Source organism: Pseudarthrobacter sp. KH_020_B (assembly GCF_057840185.1).
Genome location: NZ_CM174506.1, coordinates 1,074,367 through 1,093,177 on the forward strand (window position 1 = coordinate 1,074,367; position 18,811 = coordinate 1,093,177).

Genomic DNA, 18,811 nt, shown 5'->3' on the forward strand with positions numbered 1-18,811 from the left:
CCTGCTGGTGCAAGGGCCAATTTAAGTACACGTCCGCCGTGGAGGAGTGTCAACGAACGGGGGTACCCTCTGTGAATACGGCCGAGGAAGAGGAATCCATGGACGCGGTTGAGGCAGTTCTCCATGACGGGTCAACCATCCCCGTCACCCTTCAGGGAGACGGACCCGCCGTCCTCCTGCCGGTCAGCCTGGCGCCGCACACGGCGGCGGAGGCGGAGACGCTGCGCCAATGGGGCGGGGACCCTGACTTGGGATCAAACCTCATCAACGGGCTGGCACCAACCAACCGGGTCATTGCGGCCGATTACGAAGCGCACCGCATGGCCCACCCGGCGCCGCAGACGCTTACCCCGGGGAACATTGCCGTCGACTTCCTAGCCATCGCGGACGCTGTCGGAGCGGACGCGTTCGCCTACTACGGATACTCCTGGCTGGCGCTGAGCGGCCTGCAGCTCGCACTCCGCACCGACCGACTGCGGGCGCTCGCCATGGGTGGGTTCCCGCCGCTGGAGGGTCCGTACCGCAGCATGCTGGCGGTCACCCGGGCCGCGCATGCCATGTCGGTGGAGACGGCCGGCGAACCGGCCGGCCCGATCCCCGAACCCGAGCCCGGCGACTGGGATTCGGTGTCGGTCCAGGCCACCAAGGCGCAGACGCAGCAGTTTGTCACCCTGTACGAGGCGCTGCAGGACTTTGACGATTCGGCCGCAGCGCTCCCGGCAGACCTTGCCAAACTCGCGTTCGCCGGCGCCGAGGACCAGATCGACTACAAACCGGTCTGGGGCGGCGTGCTGGTGGCCATCGGGGAGCCGCTGGCAAGGCATCAAGCGGTCCTGACCAAGGCCGGGTGGGACGTCCGCGTCCTGCCGGGCCTGGATCACATGGGCGCGATGCACAGCGCCGTGGCGCTGCCCATCCTGACCGACTGGCTGCAGCGGACGGGTTGGGTCAAGTAGCTAGGCTGGGGCCATGGACTTTCTTATCCGGCAGGCCACTTCCGTGGACGCTGAAGCGGTGGTACGCATGCACACCCACGCCCACGAGGAGACCTATGCGGACCAGCTGTCGGCGAACTTCTTCCGCATCCGGAGGGCCGCCATCCCTGAACGAGTGGAACGACGTCGGCCATTCCTGGCCGGCAGCGACCCGCGGATCATCGCCCTCAACGCCACCCATGAAGTGGTGGGCTTCGCCGACGCGGGTCCCGGACGGGACGACGACGGCCCCGAGGCGCTGGAGCTGTATTCGCTGTACACACTCCGGCGGACGCACGGCAGCGGACTGGGGGCCGCGTTGCTGAGCGCGGCCATCGGGGAAGGGGCGGCCTATCTCTGGGTGCTGCAGAGCAACCCCCGGGCGCTGGCCTTCTACGCCAAACATGGCTTTCGTCCCGATGGTGGGAGCAGGCTGCTCCCACCGGAGCTGGAAGAGCTGCCCGAATTCCGTATGGTCCGTTCTGCGCGGGCCGGGTCATGAGCATGCGTGCAGGGTCTTCGCCGGCTAAAGGGTCCTTACCTCGCTGGGCCAGGATCGCCGTCGCCGTTTATCTGCCCGTGACGGTTGCCGTTGTTGGCGTTGCGCTGCTCGCCGGCGCCTTCGACCTGGATCTGGATACAACGGTCCGGGAGTGGCTGATGCGGGCTTTGGTGATTCTGACGCTGCCCGTTTCGGCGGCGTATTTCGCCGTAGGACTCCTCTTTGAATCCTCGGGTCCGCCAGCGTCGGGCGGGTTGAGCCCGACGGCGGTCCTTTACTATCTGGGGTACCTCGCCCTTGCGGTGGTCAACGCAGCGCTCTTCCGGTGGATGATCCTGAGTGTCCGGAAACCGGTGCCAGCCGCGGCCGCGGTCGCTCTGCCTCGGGATCCGGGAGTGACAATTCACGGGGTGGTCACCCGGAACGTTCGGAACCTCTGGTGGACGGTTCCCCTGGCAGTTCTGCTGAGCCTGCCGCAGTGGCTCGTGGCGGGTTTTGCCTGGTGCGGGATCAGCGGCTGCAGCGGTGGAGGATTCGGGGTGTCCACCGGGACAGAATGGTTGGGGGTCACAATGAGCGTAGTGAACGGGTTCATCTTCACGGTGGCCGTGTTTGCAGTCCGCTGGCTATATCCCACGCGGAGACGCGCCCTCATTGCCCTGGCCGCCGGAACGCTGTTCGGGCTTCTGGGTGCTGCAGTCACTCACGGCTGAACGCCGAGAAGACGGCGGCGTGTTTGAGTTCCCCCGTTACCGGACGGACTACCGGACCGCGCCGGATTCGGGTTGGCCGGTCCGCTCTGAAGGGGCCCGGTCCGCGACTGTGACGATGGGCCGGTGCGGGATCGACGAGGCGAGGGCAAGCACAACAACGAACGACGTGGCCAATACGGCAACCCAGGCGCCGCGCGGTTCGGTGAGGGCGAGCCCAGGGCCCGCGATTCCGGGTCCGGCCAGCGCGAGTGCTACGACGAGTGCTGCGCTGACCAGGCCGCAGAGCAGCCTGCCCCAGAGCGGGCCGCGACGCGAGAGGGCGTAACCGCCGCCGAGCGCCATCAGGGCGGTGGCGATCGCACCTCCGCCGAGTCCTTGGGTGAGGAGGGCGGCGATCGCGCCGGGCATCAGCAGCGGGGCGATGGCAAACGCGAGTGGTGCAAGGGCGAGCCAGCGCCATCCCGGCCGGCCGCCGGTGCGCCGGATAGCTTCGGCCCAGCCCAGCAGTCCGCCCGCAACGGCTCCCGGCAGGAGGAGCGCGCCGAAGGTCCCCCACCATCCAAAGGTGGATGCCGGCCCCGCGAGCTCCACCATGTAGGCGCGGAAACCCGCGGCCCAGGCTATCCCGCAGGTTGTGCCGATCGCTATGAACGTGGCACTTCGAGCGCCGAAGGAGTAGGTGTTCACGGTGTTCGTCCTGGCTCAGGAGCCGGCTTGGGCAAGGGGTGCTCGCCCCGGTCCGGCGTTCCGGCCTCGGGGTTTCTCCGCATGGTGCCCTCGGCGTGCCTTAGCAGCGCCCAGCCCAGGGCCGCGAAGAGAAGCATCCAGCCGGCTATCGCAAACCTGGCGCCAACGAATGACAGTGCCAGGGCCGGGAGCATGGGCACAAAGACCCACACGCCCAGTGCGAGCGGAATCCAGCGCTGCCAGCCCTGCCAGACTTTGGCCTTCAGGACGGTGATGCCTTCCACCACCAGGGCGGCACCGAGCAGAAGGCTGAAGACGCCATATGCTGCGCCAAGCAAACCTACGAGAGCCGAGTCCTTGGTGTCGGGGGCGGCCGCAATGGCCGCGAGTTCCGTCACTGCGAACCCGAACATGGCGGCGGCGGCAACGAGATGTCCGATGCGTGCAGGAGTGCTTTGACCCAGCGCTCCTGTCCACCACAGGGCAAGCAGGCCGAGCAGGAGGCCCACATGCTGCAGGGCGAACCACACCTGAATGGCGGTGAAGGCCGTGACGTTCAGCGGGTAGCTCCATTGATTCTCGGGTACCGCGGGCTGAACGAAGGCTAAAAGGACCCCCGAGGCTACACCGAGAACCGCGGCCCAAAAGCAGAGCATGCCAGCGGTACGGATGGTGAGGAAAGAGTGCTGGTTCTGCGTTTCCATGACACATTCCTTAGGCTATGGATTTCACTGTAGTAATGCTCTAGTGAGATACTCCAAATATGGACCCGGAGACACAGCCCGTCAAGAGCATCCGCAGGAAGAAGGCGGACACCACGAGGCTCAAGATCATTCAGGCGGCGCACCAGGAATTTATTGCCCGCGGGTTCCATGGAGCCACCATGGCGGGCATCGCTGCCCGTGCGGGGGTGGCCTCACAGACCGTGTACTTCGTGTTCCATACAAAGCCGGAACTGATCAGTGCCGTCATTGACGCCGCGGTCCTGGGTGATGAGGATCCCCGCCCGCCGCAGGCCCAGCCTTGGTGGGAGGAAATGATGGCCGAGCCCGGCGCGGTGGAGGCCCTGCGGATCTTCATCCGTGGCGCCGGCGAGGTTTTTGCGCGCGCCGCGGCTATCGCCGAGGTACTCCGCGCGGCGGCCCTCACTGACGATGAGGTGCGCCGGACGCACCAGTACCACGAGAACCTTCGCAGGGACGGGTTCGGTCAGGTCCTGGAGATACTGGCGGCCAAGGCGCCTCTCCGTGATGACCGGTCATTCGATGAGCTGACCGACGCGTTCATGACGGTTTACGGCGACAGCACCTACAACCTGCTCGCCGCCGAGCGCGGGTGGAGCCATGATCAGATCATGGCGTGGCTCTGTGACGTCCTTCCCGGGATGCTCCTTACCCACTCGGTTGCCGAAGGCAGTTGAGGCTGAAAGGCCGCGCCATGGCAGGCTCCGGCCCTCGGCAAGCCAGAAAATCATGGGTACGGTTGCCTCATGCAGAAGATATCGATCGATGCCCTGGCCCGTCAGCAGATCGCGGCCGCAGTTGCGGCACCCAGCGGGCGGGCGGCCGACACGGCGTTCGGCGGGCATGAGAAGAAACTGCGCCAGACCGTCATGGCCTTCCGTGCCGGCACGCAGCTCAGCGAGCACCAGAACCCCGGCGAGGCAACCGTCTACGTGCTGAAGGGATCGGTCTGGCTGAGGGCTGGCGGGGAGTCGTGGCAGGGCAAAGCAGGGGACCTCCTGATCGTCCCGGACGGGCTGCACAGCCTTGAAGCGGAAGAAGACTCGGCGGTGCTGTTCACGGTGGTCAAGACCGACCGCTAGCGCCGGGGCTGGTTAACTGTCAGGTGAGTCGAAAGAAGGAGCACCCATGCCCGCTTTGCCCGCATCACCGAAACTACGGGTGAGTCTGCCCAGCCAGAACCTGATGGACGCACTTGAGCCGTCCGCCGGCGTCGAACTCTTCCTGTGGAACCTGACCGGCCCGGCGCCGGCAGAGCAGTTCGACATTGTGGTGCCGCCCTACATGGGCGGGCCGGAGGCGCTGACGGCGCTGGACTCCGTGGACGTGGGGCTGGTGCAGAGCCAATCGATCGGGTACGACGGCGTCGAGGCAGTTCTTCCCGCGGGGTGCCGTTTTGCAAACGCGGCCGGAGTGCATGAGACGTCGACGGCGGAACTTGCGGTGGGCATGATGATTGCCAGCCAGCGTGGGATCCCGGACTTTGTTCGGAACGCGGCGACGGGGACCTGGGACAACTCCCAGCGCCCCAGCCTTGCCGACCGGCGCGTGCTCCTGGTGGGATACGGGGGAGTGGGGCAGGCGATCGAGGCCAGGCTGCTGCCGTTCGAGACCGAGGTGACGCGGCTGGCCAGCCGCGGCCGCGACGATGAACGCGGCAGGATCCACGGGATTGATGCCCTGTACGAGCAGCTGCCGCTGCACGACATTGTGGCGGTCAGTGTTCCCCTGAGCGAGCAAACCACGCACCTGGTTGACGCCCGGTTCCTGGCAGCGATGCCCGACGGCGCGCTGCTGGTGAACGTGGCGCGCGGGCCGGTGGCTGATACCGACGCCCTGCTGCGCGAGACGTCGTCCGGCAGGCTCCGGGCTGCCTTGGACGTGACGGACCCGGAGCCGCTGCCGCGCGACCATCCCCTGTGGACCGTGCCGGGAGTCCTGATTACCCCGCACGTGGGCGGGGCGAGCACGGCCATGCTGCCGCGGATGGCGCGGCTGATCCGGACGCAGATCGGGTTGCTGCAGGCCGGGCAGGAACCGGTGAACGTGGTGCTGGGGGAGGTAGCCGGGCGGTAGCCGTCGTCAGCGGGCTTCAGCCGTCGAACAGGCCCCTCACGTCGTCCGCAGTCAGTGCTGAGGCGAACATCGCGTCGTCGTCCAGAACGGCGGTGAACAGCTTGGCCTTCCTTTCCTTAAGCGCCATGACTTTCTGCTCAATGCTGTCGTTGGCCACCAGCCGGTAGACCATGACGTTCCGGTTCTGGCCGATCCGGTGGGTGCGGTCCACGGCCTGCGCCTCTGACGCGGGGTTCCACCAGGGGTCCAGCTCGCCCCACTCCAGACGCAAACCGTTGACGCCGTTTTTGAACGAGGTTTTGGTCCGATAGGGGGTGTTGCGGTTGCCCTGGACTTTGCCTTTCAGCACCAGATCCTTGGGATTCCACTCGACGCTTGAGACGGCGCCCTTGCGTGAGTAGGTCCGCCCCCGGTTCATTGAGGTAGCACCCACAAGGGAACTGATCACGGGATCGGCGAGCTGTGGCGGGTGCGTCGAAGTCACTGGTTGAGGGTACCGGCCGGGTCAAGCTGCTCAGGTTGCCTCCGGAACCGCGGACTGCCGCATGGCTAAATTGTACAATTTAGCCATGACTGATGTCAGTGCAACAGTGGCGAGGCAGCGATGGGCTGAAACCTTGGATTCTGCGCGCCGGGAACCTGTCCGCGTCCTGAGCCATGGCCGGGTCGTGGCAGTGGTCATGGATCCGGAATTGGCGGAGCGGGCCCTGCAAGCGTTGGAGGATGCGGAGGACATGGCCGCGGCTGACCGCGCCCTGGCCGCAACAGACGCCGGAGAACCGACGTACTCGCTGAAGGATGTGGCGGCGGAACTGGGCATTGAACTTGGCGGATAGCCGCCATAAAGTCCTGTTATCCGGCGAAGCCCGCTTGCAGCTGCAAAAATTTGACCGCCCCGTGCAGACGTTCCTGCTCAACGCCCTTAACCTGCTTGCTGAGAATCCCCGGCCCGCCGCCGCCAAGTCTTTGGTGGGCAGGCCGGGGCAGTTGCGCGTCAGGGTCCGTGATTACAGAATCATCTATCAAGTCAGAGATCAGGAACGGATCGTTTTGGTGCTCTCGATGGGACATCGACGCGATATCTATGGCAAATAGCCCCGGCAGGGAGCAGATAGGGGTTTCGGGCTATGGACTCCTTCGGACCGGCGTGCCTAGACTGGCCGGACCTCCAACTCCAGGAAAACATCCAGCTGCTCAAGCAACGGGCAGGCCCTGCACCTGGGGGATCCATCGCAACACTTCACAGTTCACGGCGGCGCCACGAAGGCGTGCCGTGCTGACAAGAGGAGCACTGATGACCGGGAACAAAGCCGTTGCCTTCAAGGAACCGGGCAAGGTCGAACTGATCGACATCGACTATCCAAGCTTCGAACTCAAGGACGGACCGGGCGTCAACCCGGCGAACGTGGGACGCACGGTACCCCACGGGGTCATCCTGAAAACCGTGGCCACCAACATCTGTGGTTCGGACCAGCACATGGTCCGCGGGCGCACCACCGCCCCATCAAACCTGGTGCTGGGGCACGAGATTACCGGCGAAGTGGTGGAGGTGGGTCCCGGCGTCGAGTTCATCAAAGTGGGGGACATCTGTTCGGTGCCCTTCAACATCGCCTGCGGCCGCTGCCGGAACTGCAAGGAACGCAAGACCGGGATCTGCCTGAACGTCAATCCGGACCGCCCGGGGAGCGCCTACGGTTACGTGGACATGGGTGGCTGGGTGGGTGGCCAGGCCAACTACGTGCTGGTCCCGTACGCGGACTGGAACCTGCTGAAGTTCCCGGACAAGGACCAGGCCCTGGAAAAGATCATGGACCTGACCATGCTCTCGGACATTTTCCCCACGGGCTACCACGGCGCCGTGACGGCCGGGGTGGGCGTCGGCTCTACCGTGTATATTGCCGGCGCCGGGCCTGTTGGCCTCGCCGCGGCTACCAGCGCGCACTTGCTGGGTGCCGCCGTCGTGATTGTGGGGGACTTGAACGAGGACAGGTTGAAGCAGGCGCGCAGTTTCGGGTGCGAAACCATTGACCTGAGCAAGGGAGGCCCGGCGGAGCAGATCGAGCAGATCCTGGGCGTCCCGGAAGTGGACTGCGGCGTGGACGCGGTGGGCTTCGAAGCGCGCGGCCACGGCCACGACGCCAAGGAGGCGCCCGCCACGGTGCTGAACTCGCTGATGGAAATCACCGCGGCCGGCGGTGCGCTGGGCATTCCCGGGCTGTACGTCACCGGCGATCCGGGCGGCGTGGACGAGGCTGCCAAGAAGGGTGCGCTGAGCCTGAGCCTGGGTACCGGCTGGGCCAAGTCGCTCAGCTTCACCACCGGACAATGCCCGGTGATGAAGTACAACCGGCAACTGATGATGGCCATCCTGCATGACAAGGTGAGCATCGCCAAGAACGTGAACGCGAAGGCGATCAGCCTGGAGGATGCGCCCAAGGGCTACGCCGAGTTCGACGCCGGTGCAGCCACGAAGTACGTCCTCAACCCGAACGGATACCTCAGCTAAGCCCCGGCCCGGGCTGCCGCCGTCGGGAACCACGACGGCGGCAGCCCGGCTTGGGAGCGCCGCTCGCCTCAGGGGGCAGGCTTCTACGGCGGCATCGAGGTCGGCCCAGACGGCGGTGATGCTGGTCATGATGCTCCGGCGCCGTTCCTCGGAAACCTGGCCGCTGCCGGCTGCAGAGGCCACGGGCGCCTCCGTGTGATCGTTTGCGGCCGCTGCCTGGCTCACGTCGAGCAATGTATACCTAAAATCATAAGGTCAATTACTATATTGGCCACTCCGGGTGAGGCCAGCCATCACCGGATGGCCGTCGAAATCCGGAATCGGCGATGTGGTGCATTCTCAAGGAACCGGCGAGTGGTGCCCTCATCGCCCCCATGACTCACGGGCATATACTGAGTTTCCAGCACCGCGACTCCGGTGGGAGGGAGCCCGGCGTGGCACCTGCTGCAGGAGGCTCCTCATGTCTATCCAGGCCCAGCATTCGCTTCGCGCAGGCGTCGTGGCGATCGCGCCAGTGATCCTGCTCGCCGCTCTCAGTTACCACCCGTACCTGCCCGGCCTACCGCCGAACATCGATGCGTTGGTTGCGGAGGTCACCGCCGACCCGACGCGCTGGGGGGTTGTGCACTTGGCGTCGGGAGTCGCTTCAGCAGTCTTGGCCGTGGCATTCCTCGCGATCAGAAGTCACCTGCACGAGCTGGGCGAAGACCGCTGGAGCGCCGCCGCGCTGCCCTTCGTCGTCATCGGCAGCACGTTGTACGCGATGCTGCCAGGAATGGAATTCGCACCGCTCGCCGCGAGTGAAGCGGGCGGAGACGTCGGGGCGGCTCAAGTTGCCCTGCTCCGATGGTTCATCCCGCTGCTGATCGCCGCGGCGGTCATATTTGCTGTCGGGATGGTCGGCTTTGCCATCAGTGTCTCGCGTAGCGGACTGCTGAGCCCTTGGCTTACCTGGGTCGTCGTCGTGGCGCTGCTCGTCATGGCCCTGTCGCGCGTTGTCCCGCTGTCCGCCGTCCAGTTCTACCTCCACGGTGTCGCCGCTCTCGTGGCCATGCTGCCCATTGCGTACAGCATGTGGAAGCATCCGACAACATCCGTCCCTGACACCCAGCGTGCCGTGAAGTCGACCTGACTAGCACTGACGTGCGCTGGCCTTGACCCTCGCGCGGACGTTCTCGAATTTCTTGGAGAAGCCCATCCACCAGCGGGCCAAAATGGCCCGGAACCAGGCCCAAGCGGACGAGTTCATCCAACGGTTCAACGCACAGCCGCGTCGGGCCTTCGCCGGTAGCTCTTCCCTGGCGGGTTGGCCGGACATAGGCTGTGGATCGGAGAGCCGGGAAGCCTGGTCGGCCCGCGGGAAGCTGTACCCGCGGAACGCCAAGGCAGCCGCCTCGGTCGTTATCGCTGGACCGAGGGAACGGAACCCACCATGACATCAGCAACTGAACCGGTCATTGACGCCACCCTGCTCGTGAAGACTTTCGGCAGGACCCGGGCACTGGACAACCTTGATCTGCGCGTTGGTCCGGGCGAGGTCCACGGGTTTCTTGGTCCTAACGGCGCTGGCAAATCAACAACCCTCAGGGTGCTGCTCGGGCTGATCCGTCCGACATCGGGAACCGTGCGTGTCTTCGGGCTGGATCCCTGGCGGGACCCGGTCCGGATCCACCGGGACGTCGCCTACGTTCCCGGGGACGTGAGCCTTTGGCCGAACCTCTCCGGCGGGGAAGTCATTGACCTGCTCACCGGACTGCGCGGCGGATCCGATGAGCGGCTGCGCCGGGAACTGATCGACGAGTTCGAATTCGACCCGAGGCGCAAGGCCCGGACGTATTCCAAGGGAAACCGGCAGAAGGTGGCACTGATCGCGGCGTTCGCTCGCCCGGCCCGCCTCTATCTGCTCGATGAGCCCAGCGCCGGCCTGGACCCGGTGATGGATTCGGTGTTCCGCCAGCAGGTCCGGCGCGTCAGCGTGGACGGCGCCACTGTTCTGCTCTCCAGCCATATCCTCAGCGAAGTCGAGCAGCTCTGCAGCCGGGTGACGATTATCCGCTCCGGCCGGGCCGTGGAATCGGGGACACTGGCTGAGCTGCGGCATCTGAAACTCACCCATTTCAGGCTCGAGGGCGCTGATGCTGCCCTGTTTGCAGCCCTGCCCGGGGTACAGGGGGTTCTGACCGACGGGGACGTGGTCGAGTTTGATGTAGACCTAGCGGACTTTGCCCCGGTTTTGGAAGCGGTCGCCGCGTCCGGGATCAGCGGACTGATCGTCTCGCCGCCGTCGTTGGAGTCCCTGTTCCTGAGCCACTACAGCGATTCCAAGGGGCAGGTGCGCTGATGTCCGGAGTCATGGCTCTGCTGTTGGTTCAGGCGCGCAGGGACCGGATGGTGCTGCCAGCATGGATTCTGGGCATCGCTTTTCTGGGGTTTGCCATCGCCGGGGCGGTTGCCACGGAATTCGCAGACGAGGCCGAGCGGGCGGCGATCATGGGAATGTCCACGGCGAGCCCGGCGTTCCGGTTCATCCGCGGACTGCCCGACGGCACCAGTATCGGAGCTTTGGTGTTCTTCCAGGGCTATGCCTTCACCGCCGTGCTCGCGGGATTAATGAGCACGTTCCTGGTCATCCGGCATACCCGCGCCGATGAAGAGCTCGGATGGGCAGAGCTGGTCGGGTCCGTACCGGTCCGGCGCGCGGCGTCGTTGACGGCAACCCTGATCCTGGGCGGGGCAGCGAACCTCGTGCTGGCCCTGTGCGCGGCCGCCGGTTTCGCCGCCGCCGGGCTGCCAGGACCCGGGGCCCTCACGGCTGGGGCCTCCGTCGGCGCGGTCGGGGCGTTCTTCGTGGCCACCGCCGCGGTCATGGCGCAGATCATGCCCTCAGGACGGGCCGCCAACGGAGCAGCCGCCGGCCTGGTCGGTGTAGCCTATTTCCTTCGCGGCATCGGCGACGCGTTCGGCACCCCGGGCGCCGATCTGACCCATGTCACCAGCGGATGGGTATCGCTTCTTTCGCCCATCGGATGGGGCCAACGCTCCCGGCCCTTCACTGCCGCTGATCCCGCACCACTGCTGGTGCTGACCGTGGCGGCCACCGTCCTGGCCGGTGCGGTCATGGTGCTCAGGAGCCGAAGGGATCTGGGCGCCAGCCTGCTGCCCGAACGCGCGGGCCCGGAACGCGCCGGGGCCGGGGGCGCTTCGTTCCTTGGCCTTGCCTGGCGCCAGCAGCTGCCCACCCTGATCGGCTGGTCCTTCGCCGCAGCCCTCCTGGGCGGCATCGCTGGGGGCATCGGGCCCGCGGTCAGTGACGTGATTGGCGGCAATGACTCCCTGCGGCAGCTGATCAACCGGCTCGTCCCGGGCGCCCGGGCAGGGATGATCGATGTCTTCACCGCCGCCTTGCTGGGCATCGCCGGTGTCCTCGCCGCAGCCGCCGGCATCCAGTCGGTGCTGCGGCTCCGTGCAGAAGAAGCCGACGGCCGGGCCGAACTTCTCCTTGCCGCACCCAGAATCAAGGCCCGGTGGCTTGGCGCGAACCTGGTCCTCGCCGCCTCCTCGACAGTCGTCGTGGCAGTCGTCGCCGGGACCGCAGCCACCATCGGTCTTGCACTGGCCGGCGCGGAAAACGATCCGCCACGCCAGCTGGTCGGCGCCGCTTTGGCGCACGTCCCGGCCGCCGTCGTCTTCGTCGCGGCAACCGCGGTCCTCTTCGCGGCGGCACCCAGAGTCAGTATTCCACTGGGATGGGGCATGCTGGCCGCCGGCCTGGTCCTGGGCCAGTTCGGTGAACTTCTGCGCCTGCCTGCCTGGCTGCAGTACGCGAGCCCTTTCCGTCACTCCGCGGCGATGCCCGTCGAAGCGTTCAACCACGCACCTGCCCTGACCCTGACCATCATCGCCCTCGCCGGGGCGGGGATCGCTGCCTACCTGCTCCGGCGCCGTGACCTCACCGCGTGATGCCGACCGCAGAGGCGGCACCGGCTGCATGCCTTCATGGCGCACCTTGATTCCGTCCTAAGGTGAAGCATGGACTTTGCGGACGTTGTGGTGACGGTCATTGGTGCGGGACTGATTCTGCTGATGGCCGCAGATGTCTTTCACACGCTCCTCTATCCTCACGGCACGGGACCCGTGTGCAGGATGATCATGCGTGCACTGTGGCTCCTGTCCCGACGATTCGCCGGCCGGGCCTCCACTGTCGCTGCACCCGCCGCCATGGCGGCAGTGATCGGTGCCTGGGCGTCCTTGTCCATCATGGGATGGGCCCTGGTGTATTTACCGCATTTACCGGACGGGTTCGTCTACGCAGAGGGCGTCCCCCACGGAGGGGACCTTGCCGAGGCCGTGTATATCTCGATGGTCAGCCTCTCCACGGTCGGTTACGGTGAGATAGTTCCGGCGGCGCCATTACTTCGGTTCGTCGTCGCTGCGCAGGCCGTCACGGGCTTCGGGTTGCTTACGGCCACGGTCTCCTGGATTCTGCAGACGTACCCCGCCCTCAGCCGGCACCGTGCCCTTGCCCACGGGCTGAACCTGTTCAGGCAGGCCGCCGGGCCGCAGGGCATGTCGACGTTGGAACCCGGACATGCCGCTGCCTTGCTCGAATCTTTCGCCAGAAGTGTAGCCACGGTCAGCATGGACCTGCTGGCGTTCAACGAAACGTACTACTTCCACGAAGCACAGCAGAGAGGATCACTGCCGGCCACTGTCGCCTATGCGCACCAAGTGGCCTCAGAAGCGCAGGCAAGCACGAACATCGACCTGCAATTCGCCGGACGGATGATGCACGCGGCCTTGGATGACCTAGCCGAGGTCCTCCGCGGAAAATTCGGACACACCGGCCAAACCTCCTCAGAAGTGTTCCAAAGCTACGAAAGACATCACCGACACCGCCGGAACTGAGGCAGTACCGCCCGCGATGCCCGTTGAAGACTTCTCTTGCCGCTACATGACAACCCGCTCTGGACAGCCCCTGTCCCATTCAGGTCAGCACGAGTTTGCGGGCAATGCATCTGCTGCATTGTGCATCATCGGGAACCCGAGGTAGCGCGGAACCCTTTCCGCGTAGTCAGCGTAGGACTGTTGGAAGAGCTCGGCCAGCATGGCCTCTTCACCGAGGACAAAGCGATGTTCCACAAGCAATTCGGCCGGCAGTGTCGCGAGGACCCAGGATGAACCGGCCAAGGTTCCCGCGCCCAGTTGGATGAGCCACCAGCCGACATACATGGGATGGCGGGTGATTGCATACGGGCCGGTGATGACCAGCTCCGCCGGCCGCTCCAGCCCGAAGGGGCCCGCCGAGCGGCGTCGCCGTTCAGCCAGGGCCCAAAGATTCAGGCCGACGCCGGCGAGCACCAGTCCCGCCCCCGCCATCCGGTGGAGAGAGCGGGAGCCGGGAAGCGGCATTGGGCGGACCCGGTCAAGGAGGAAATCCAGGGCCAGCGCGGCCACGACAGGCAGCGGCAGCGGGAGGTTGTCGTAAACCTCCGTCAACCGCCTGGCTGGCGAGCTTGCAGAGCAGGCCGTCACAGTATGTCCAACGGCGTGCGGGCGTCAAAGAGGGAGCGGAAGAACGCCGTCGTATCGTCTGCCACCAGATCCGGGCACTCCCACAGCACCATATGTCCCACCTCGGGATAGACCGTCAGCGCCGAGCCGGGGATCCGGGCGGCCAGGGTTTCCTGGTCGCCGCGTGGCAGCAGGCTGTCCTGGGCGCCCCACAGGATCAGCGTGGGGGCGTGGATGGTTCCCGATTCCGTGGGTGGTGTGGCCTCGCACAGTCCGTTCAGGATGGCTTTCCAGGCGCGGGCGGGGCATCCGGAGGCCGTCGCGGACGCGGTCCTCGATGTACCACAAGGGAACCTCGTGCAGCAGGGGAAACCAGGCCAGCGAATCCCGGACCCAGTCCTCGTCGAGGGGGTCGGTCAGGCGGTCCACTTCGTCGGCGAAGGGTGCCCGCCCGTGAAGGTTCAGGGGACAGCCCACCAGCACCAGCGCAGCGACCTTTTGCGGGTGGGCAACCGCCAGCTGCTGGGCAACGTAGCCGCCGCTTGAGGAGCCGACGACGGCGGCACTCGGCACGTTGAGGGAGTCCAGGATCGCTGCGGCGTCCTCAGCCTGTTCCGCCAAGAAGTAGCCGTCCTCCGGTTTGTCCGCCTCGCCTTGTCCGCGGAGGTCCGGGGCGTAGACCCTGAAGCGGGTCAGCAGGGGAATGAGGCGGTCAAAGCTGCCGCGGGATTCGCCCCATGCGTGCAGCAACAGCACCGGTTTTGCGTCGGCGTCGCCGTGGACGATGCACGGTACCGTGATGCCGGTGCGGAGTGTGAGGTCGAGGACTTCGGAGTCCATAGAATCAGGTTACGCTTGGGGCTTTGGGGTCTACGAGGCTTTGACGAGGCGTCTCAAGCGCTCCCACGGAAGCTGGTTCGCGGTCTGCGCGGGTGGCACCCACCCCTTGCGGACGCCGGCTGCCAGGGGGCCATAGCCAGCCGCTCGCCGTCGTGCCCCTCGGCGCTGTGCGCCTGAGCGCTCAGCGCTGCGCCGTGCCTTGCTTCCAGTAGCCCATGAAGGCGACTTGCTCGCGGTCGATTCCGCACTCGCGGACCAGGTAGCGCCGCAGGTTGGTCACGAGTGTCGACTCACCGGCGATCCAGGCATAGAACGGCGCGTCGCCGCGCTCTGCGCGCTCGGCCCCCTGGCCGAATAGCCCCCGGTACTGGGGTGTGTCCCACACGAGCACGCGCTCAGGACCGACGTCCAGCGGCTCCGATGCGGCGACCACACGGTCGACGACGGCGGGGCCCGGCGCACACAAGGGGGCCGGGACGGCCCGGCGCACGGCATCGGCGAGTAGCGCGCCGTGCGGGTTCCCGCGCCGCTCGAGCCAGGTCACCTTGGCTGCTGCCCCGGTGGGGAGGTCCTCGATCATGGCAGCGTCGGGGACCTCAATGATCGCCTCGGCCAAGAGCCCGGCGGGCAGGTCGCGGAGGATTCCCGCGATCGCGGGCAGGGCAGTCTCGTCTCCGGCCAGGAGGACGTGCCGCGCCCGGCCCGGCGCGAACTCGATCCCCGCGCACTGGCCCGCCGAGGCGCTGGGGCCCACGATGAGCGCGGGGTCACCGATCCGGATGCCCCGCGCCCAGCGGGCCGCGGGCCCCTGGGGGCCGTTCGGATGCAGGACGAAGTCGACGTCGATCTCCGGGTATGCCTCGTCGAGGTGTGCCTCGCGCACAGTGTAGCTGCGCAGTTCGCCGCGCTCTGCTTCCGGCAGGCGCAGCCACGCTTGCCGCCACGAGCGGCCGGGGTCCTCGGAGTCGCGGCATTCCAATGCTTTTGCCCGCGGAAGGGACCGTCCGGGCGAGGGGATCACAATCTTGATCCGCAGGTCCCATGTGGCGCCGTTGTCGGTGGCGAAGCCGAGCAGGCTCGTTCCCCCGAACGTGATGCGGCGCAGGCGGGGACCCAGATCGCGGATCGCGGTCACCGAGAGCGGGAACGGCTTGACTGACTGCGCGGCCAGGCGGCTCACGGCGATGACCGGGCCGGTCATGGCCTGGCCCCTCCCATGCCGGCCCCTAGCGCTACGGCGCCCGGCTCTGCAGCGCTCTTGACGCGGCCCGCGCCGAGCGGCACCACATGCGGACGGCCCTCCGACGGTTCACGGATGACATCGGCCCGAAGGCCGAAGACATCCCAGAGGAGCTCCGGTGTGACGACATCCGACGGCGGCCCCTCCGCAACGATCCGGCCATCCCGCATCGCGATGATCACGTCCGAGTACCTCGCCGCGAGGGAGATGTCGTGCAGCACCATGACCACCGTGCGCCCCGTGTCCTGGTTCAGCCCCCGCACGAGCTCGAGGACGTCCACCTGGTGGGCGAGGTCGAGGTAGGTGGTTGGCTCATCGAGGAGCATGAGCTCTGTCTCCTGGGCGAGGATCATCGAGATCCACGCCCGCTGGCGCTGCCCGCCCGAGAGGTCCTCCAGCGGGGTCGCCGCGAGGTCGGCGATGTCCGTCGCCGCGAGCGCGTCCACAATCGCACCTTCATCACTGCGGGAGAACTGTTGGTACCAGCGCTGCCGCGGGTGGCGCCCCCGGGCAACGAGTTCGCCCACGGTGAGTCCGCTCGGCGCGTGCGGCGTCTGGGGGAGGATGCTCATCCGCTGCGCTATGGCCCGCGACGACATAGCCGCGACGTCGCCGCCGTCGAGCGCCACGCGCCCCCCTTGCGGCCGCAGGAGCCGTCCCAGTCCGCGGAGGAGGGTTGATTTTCCGCAGCCGTTGGGCCCGATGATCGATGTCACGGTGCCGCGGGCGAACGCGACGTCGAGGCCTGGTATGACCGTGCGCCCGTCGAACCCCAGGGTGAGGCCGTGCGCGGCGAGGTGGGCGGCCTCGTCGTCCACTGCTGTGGGTCCGGGCGCGGTGGTCATGGGATTCTCCTCTGGCTGCGGAACACAAGGGCGATAAGGACGGGGGCGCCGAGCACTGTGGTGAAGACGCCGACGGGAAGGGCGTGCGGCAGGAAGAATCCGGCCACCAGGTCGCTCAGCACCACGAAGGCGGCTCCGAGCAGGGCGGTGAGCCCGAGCGAGGGCACTACGGTCCGCCCCGCGAAGCGTGCCGCGAGCGGGCACAGGAGCGCGACGAAGGCAACGGGCCCGGCGAGGACGGTTCCGACGGCTGCGAGGAGAACGGCGAGCACCAGGAGCAATGGCCGGCTCCGCCCCAGCGGGAGGCCGAGGCTGCGGGCGGTGTCGTCGTCGAACGCGCTGAGGAGGAGCCACCGGCCGCATGCCCCGGCCACTGCGAGGAGCGGCACCGAGGCGAGGAGCGCAGGCACGACGGCTCCCCAGTCCTTGCCGTTGAGCGAGCCCATCATCCAGGTGAGCGCCTGGGAGGCATTTGTCACGTCCCCCAGGGTGAGGAGCCATGTGGTGATACTGGTGGCGAGGCCGGCGGCACCGAGGCCGACGAGCACGAGGCGCATGCTGTCGAAGCCCTGCTGGGCGCGCCGGTAGGTGAGCAGGAACACCGCGGTTCCGGTGCCGAGGGCCCCCACTGCAGCCGCGACGGGCATGCCGACGGCGGCGGCCAAGCCGCTGGCACCGCCGTGCCCTGCCCCGGCCATCACGAGGACCGCCACCGCGCCGGTCGACGCCCCGGCGGTCACCCCCAGGACTTCGGGCGTCGCAAGCGGGTTACGCGCGACCGTCTGGGTGAGGCCGCCCGCGACGGCGAGGCATGCCCCGGCAACGGCGCCCGCGATGGTGCGGGGGAGCCGGAATTCAAGCACGGTCAGTCTGACGGCGCGCGGCAGCGTGGGATCGTCCATGAAGGCGGCGAGCACCTGTGAAAGCTGGACGGGCCTTCCGGCCAACATGAGATGACCGGCAACGGCTGCGAGCAGGAGCACCAGCGCCGCGAGACTGAGCCATGCGATGCGCGGCAGGAGCACGAGGGACGCCGTCCGCACGCGGACCACGCGGGACCCCGGAGCGAGGAGTCCGGGCGCCCCGCTCACAGGGTCACCAGCCGGCGGCGGCGGGCGAGATAGATGAAGAACGGCGCGCCGACGACGGCGAGGACGACGCCGACCGGCAGCTCGCCCGGGCGTGCGATGACCCGCCCGGCGGTATCGGTGAGGAGAAGGAGCGAGGCCCCGAACAGCGCGCTCCCGGGGATCTGCCAGCGGTAGTCTGCTCCGACGAGGCCGCGGACCGCGTGCGGGACGAGGAGGCCCGCGAACGCGAGCGGGCCCGCGAGGGTTACGGAAGCCGCCGCGAGAACGGCGAGTGCCGCGAGACCGAGGATGCGTGCCCGGGCCACCGAGACGCCAAGCGAGCGGGCGGTGTCGTCGCCGAGAGCGAGGGCGTTCAGCGGGCCGATGTTGGCCACTGCGAGTACGAGGCCGACGATGATGAGCGGCACGAGCTGCGGCAGCAGGGCACCGCGGGCCGCCACCGATCCCAATTGCCAGAAGCGGAGAGTGTCCAGCGCCGCGTCACTGCTGAGGACGATGAGCGAGACAACGCCTCCGGCAAGCGCCGAGACCGCGGCCCCCGCGAGGACGAGGGTGAGCGGAGTTGCACCATGGCGGCTTGCCGAGCCGACGGTGACAACCAGTGCGCAAGCAATGACGGCGCCGGCGAAGGCAAGTCCGGCCTGGGCGTAGGTGCCCGTTCCGGCGGCGCCGGGGAGCAGCGATCCCGCGACGATCGCGAGGGCGGCTCCCGGATAGATGCCGAGCAGGCCGGGGTCCGCGATGGGGTTGCGCGTCTGGCCCTGCGCCAGGCAGCCGGCCACGCCCACGCAGGCTCCGACGGCGAGTGCATTGAGCGTGCGCGGCCACCGAAGCTCACGGATGGCAATGTCGGTGACCGAACCGTCGGGGACGAAGACGGCATGAACAAGCTCTTCGAAACTTGTGGGGCGGCCCCCGAATGCAAGGCTCAGCGCTAGGGAGCCCACGACCACAAGAACGCCCAGGACGAACCCGGCCACGGGCACCTTGCCGGCCCCTGGGGCCCGCAAGGCAGAGACGTTTACAGACACAAGATCCTCAAAATACGTAATTACGGCAGACAAATTATGCGTATTTCAAACA

The 18,811-nt window shown here is 67.2% G+C and carries 21 protein-coding genes and 2 pseudogenes; 13 read left to right on the plus strand and 10 right to left on the minus strand.

Going from position 1 to position 18,811, the window contains the following annotated elements; translation table 11 throughout:
- The first annotated feature begins 71 nt into the window (after positions 1–71).
- From AC3IT0_RS05120 to AC3IT0_RS05130, 3 genes are all read left to right on the plus strand, one after another.
- A complete protein-coding gene (locus AC3IT0_RS05120; protein ID WP_489322700.1) occupies positions 72–956 on the plus strand; it encodes an alpha/beta fold hydrolase in 885 nt (294 codons plus the stop codon).
- Positions 957–969: 13 nt separating this feature from the next.
- Complete coding sequence (locus AC3IT0_RS05125) at positions 970–1,476, plus strand: GNAT family N-acetyltransferase (protein WP_489322701.1); 507 nt, start codon at positions 970–972, stop codon at positions 1,474–1,476.
- A gap of 77 nt (positions 1,477–1,553) precedes the next feature.
- Positions 1,554–2,189, plus strand: coding sequence for a hypothetical protein (locus AC3IT0_RS05130; protein ID WP_489322702.1), 636 nt, complete (start codon positions 1,554–1,556; stop codon positions 2,187–2,189).
- A gap of 48 nt (positions 2,190–2,237) precedes the next feature.
- On the opposite strand, the gene AC3IT0_RS05135 is transcribed toward AC3IT0_RS05130, so the two are convergent.
- Together AC3IT0_RS05135 and AC3IT0_RS05140 are read right to left on the minus strand one after the other, a co-directional pair.
- A complete protein-coding gene (locus AC3IT0_RS05135) occupies positions 2,238–2,876 on the minus strand; it encodes a hypothetical protein (protein ID WP_489322703.1) in 639 nt (212 codons plus the stop codon).
- Positions 2,873–3,580: a hypothetical protein gene (locus tag AC3IT0_RS05140; RefSeq protein WP_489322704.1), complete on the minus strand. Its 708-nt coding sequence runs from the start codon at positions 3,578–3,580 to the stop codon at positions 2,873–2,875. The genes AC3IT0_RS05135 and AC3IT0_RS05140 overlap by 4 nt, the downstream gene beginning before the upstream one ends.
- Positions 3,581–3,639: 59 nt before the next feature.
- On the opposite strand from AC3IT0_RS05140, the gene AC3IT0_RS05145 reads away from it, so the two are divergent.
- From AC3IT0_RS05145 to AC3IT0_RS05155, 3 genes are all read left to right on the plus strand, one after another.
- Positions 3,640–4,296 carry a TetR/AcrR family transcriptional regulator gene (locus AC3IT0_RS05145; protein WP_489322705.1) on the plus strand — a complete coding sequence of 219 codons (657 nt, stop codon included), beginning with the start codon at positions 3,640–3,642 and terminating at the stop codon, positions 4,294–4,296.
- A 69-nt stretch (positions 4,297–4,365) separates the two neighbouring features.
- Positions 4,366–4,701, plus strand: coding sequence for a cupin domain-containing protein (locus AC3IT0_RS05150; RefSeq protein ID WP_111908677.1), 336 nt, complete (start codon positions 4,366–4,368; stop codon positions 4,699–4,701).
- Between the two features lie 46 nt (positions 4,702–4,747).
- Positions 4,748–5,695 carry a 2-hydroxyacid dehydrogenase gene (locus AC3IT0_RS05155; protein ID WP_489322706.1) on the plus strand — a complete coding sequence of 316 codons (948 nt, stop codon included), beginning with the start codon at positions 4,748–4,750 and terminating at the stop codon, positions 5,693–5,695.
- Positions 5,696–5,711: 16 nt separating this feature from the next.
- Here the strand turns inward: AC3IT0_RS05155 and AC3IT0_RS05160 are convergent.
- Positions 5,712–5,990: pseudogene (locus AC3IT0_RS05160) on the minus strand (hypothetical protein); the annotation flags it as partial.
- 274 nt (positions 5,991–6,264) lie between these two features.
- Here AC3IT0_RS05160 and AC3IT0_RS05165 point away from each other — a divergent pair.
- From AC3IT0_RS05165 to AC3IT0_RS05195, 7 genes are all read left to right on the plus strand, one after another.
- Complete coding sequence (locus AC3IT0_RS05165) at positions 6,265–6,531, plus strand: type II toxin-antitoxin system Phd/YefM family antitoxin (protein ID WP_489322707.1); 267 nt, start codon at positions 6,265–6,267, stop codon at positions 6,529–6,531.
- On the plus strand, positions 6,515–6,790 hold the full coding sequence (locus tag AC3IT0_RS05170; RefSeq protein WP_489322708.1) for a type II toxin-antitoxin system RelE family toxin: 276 nt from the start codon (positions 6,515–6,517) through the stop codon (positions 6,788–6,790). The genes AC3IT0_RS05165 and AC3IT0_RS05170 overlap by 17 nt, the downstream gene beginning before the upstream one ends.
- 199 nt (positions 6,791–6,989) lie before the next feature.
- Positions 6,990–8,201, plus strand: a complete 1,212-nt coding sequence (gene fdhA / locus AC3IT0_RS05175) for a formaldehyde dehydrogenase, glutathione-independent (protein WP_489322709.1) — start codon at positions 6,990–6,992, stop codon at positions 8,199–8,201.
- Positions 8,202–8,661: 460 nt separating this feature from the next.
- Entirely contained in the window at positions 8,662–9,333 is a 672-nt protein-coding gene (locus AC3IT0_RS05180) for a hypothetical protein (RefSeq protein WP_489322710.1), read from the plus strand.
- Positions 9,334–9,633: 300 nt separating this feature from the next.
- Positions 9,634–10,542, plus strand: coding sequence for an ABC transporter ATP-binding protein (locus AC3IT0_RS05185; protein WP_489322711.1), 909 nt, complete (start codon positions 9,634–9,636; stop codon positions 10,540–10,542).
- On the plus strand, positions 10,542–12,161 hold the full coding sequence (locus AC3IT0_RS05190; protein WP_489322712.1) for an ABC transporter permease: 1,620 nt from the start codon (positions 10,542–10,544) through the stop codon (positions 12,159–12,161). Before AC3IT0_RS05185 ends, AC3IT0_RS05190 begins: the two co-directional genes overlap by 1 nt.
- 69 nt (positions 12,162–12,230) lie before the next feature.
- Positions 12,231–13,106, plus strand: coding sequence for a potassium channel family protein (locus AC3IT0_RS05195; protein WP_489322713.1), 876 nt, complete (start codon positions 12,231–12,233; stop codon positions 13,104–13,106).
- Positions 13,107–13,190: 84 nt separating this feature from the next.
- On the opposite strand, the gene AC3IT0_RS05200 is transcribed toward AC3IT0_RS05195, so the two are convergent.
- From AC3IT0_RS05200 to AC3IT0_RS05230, 7 genes and pseudogenes are all read right to left on the minus strand, one after another.
- On the minus strand, positions 13,191–13,697 hold the full coding sequence (locus tag AC3IT0_RS05200) for a methyltransferase family protein (protein WP_489322714.1): 507 nt from the start codon (positions 13,695–13,697) through the stop codon (positions 13,191–13,193).
- A gap of 32 nt (positions 13,698–13,729) precedes the next feature.
- Positions 13,730–14,098 carry an alpha/beta fold hydrolase gene (locus AC3IT0_RS05205; protein WP_489323723.1) on the minus strand — a complete coding sequence of 123 codons (369 nt, stop codon included), beginning with the start codon at positions 14,096–14,098 and terminating at the stop codon, positions 13,730–13,732.
- A pseudogene (locus AC3IT0_RS05210) lies at positions 14,073–14,552 on the minus strand (alpha/beta fold hydrolase); the annotation flags it as partial. The pseudogene AC3IT0_RS05210 and the gene AC3IT0_RS05205, both read right to left, overlap by 26 nt.
- 181 nt (positions 14,553–14,733) lie before the next feature.
- Positions 14,734–15,753 (minus strand): siderophore-interacting protein, encoded by a 1,020-nt coding sequence (locus AC3IT0_RS05215; RefSeq protein WP_489322715.1) that lies wholly within the window; start codon positions 15,751–15,753, stop codon positions 14,734–14,736.
- Positions 15,750–16,637, minus strand: coding sequence for an ABC transporter ATP-binding protein (locus AC3IT0_RS05220; protein ID WP_489322716.1), 888 nt, complete (start codon positions 16,635–16,637; stop codon positions 15,750–15,752). The genes AC3IT0_RS05215 and AC3IT0_RS05220 overlap by 4 nt, the downstream gene beginning before the upstream one ends.
- Entirely contained in the window at positions 16,634–17,728 is a 1,095-nt protein-coding gene (locus tag AC3IT0_RS05225) for a FecCD family ABC transporter permease (protein ID WP_489322717.1), read from the minus strand. The genes AC3IT0_RS05220 and AC3IT0_RS05225 overlap by 4 nt, the downstream gene beginning before the upstream one ends.
- Complete coding sequence (locus tag AC3IT0_RS05230; protein ID WP_489322718.1) at positions 17,725–18,759, minus strand: FecCD family ABC transporter permease; 1,035 nt, start codon at positions 18,757–18,759, stop codon at positions 17,725–17,727. The genes AC3IT0_RS05225 and AC3IT0_RS05230 overlap by 4 nt, the downstream gene beginning before the upstream one ends.
- Between the last annotated feature and the right edge of the window lie 52 nt (positions 18,760–18,811).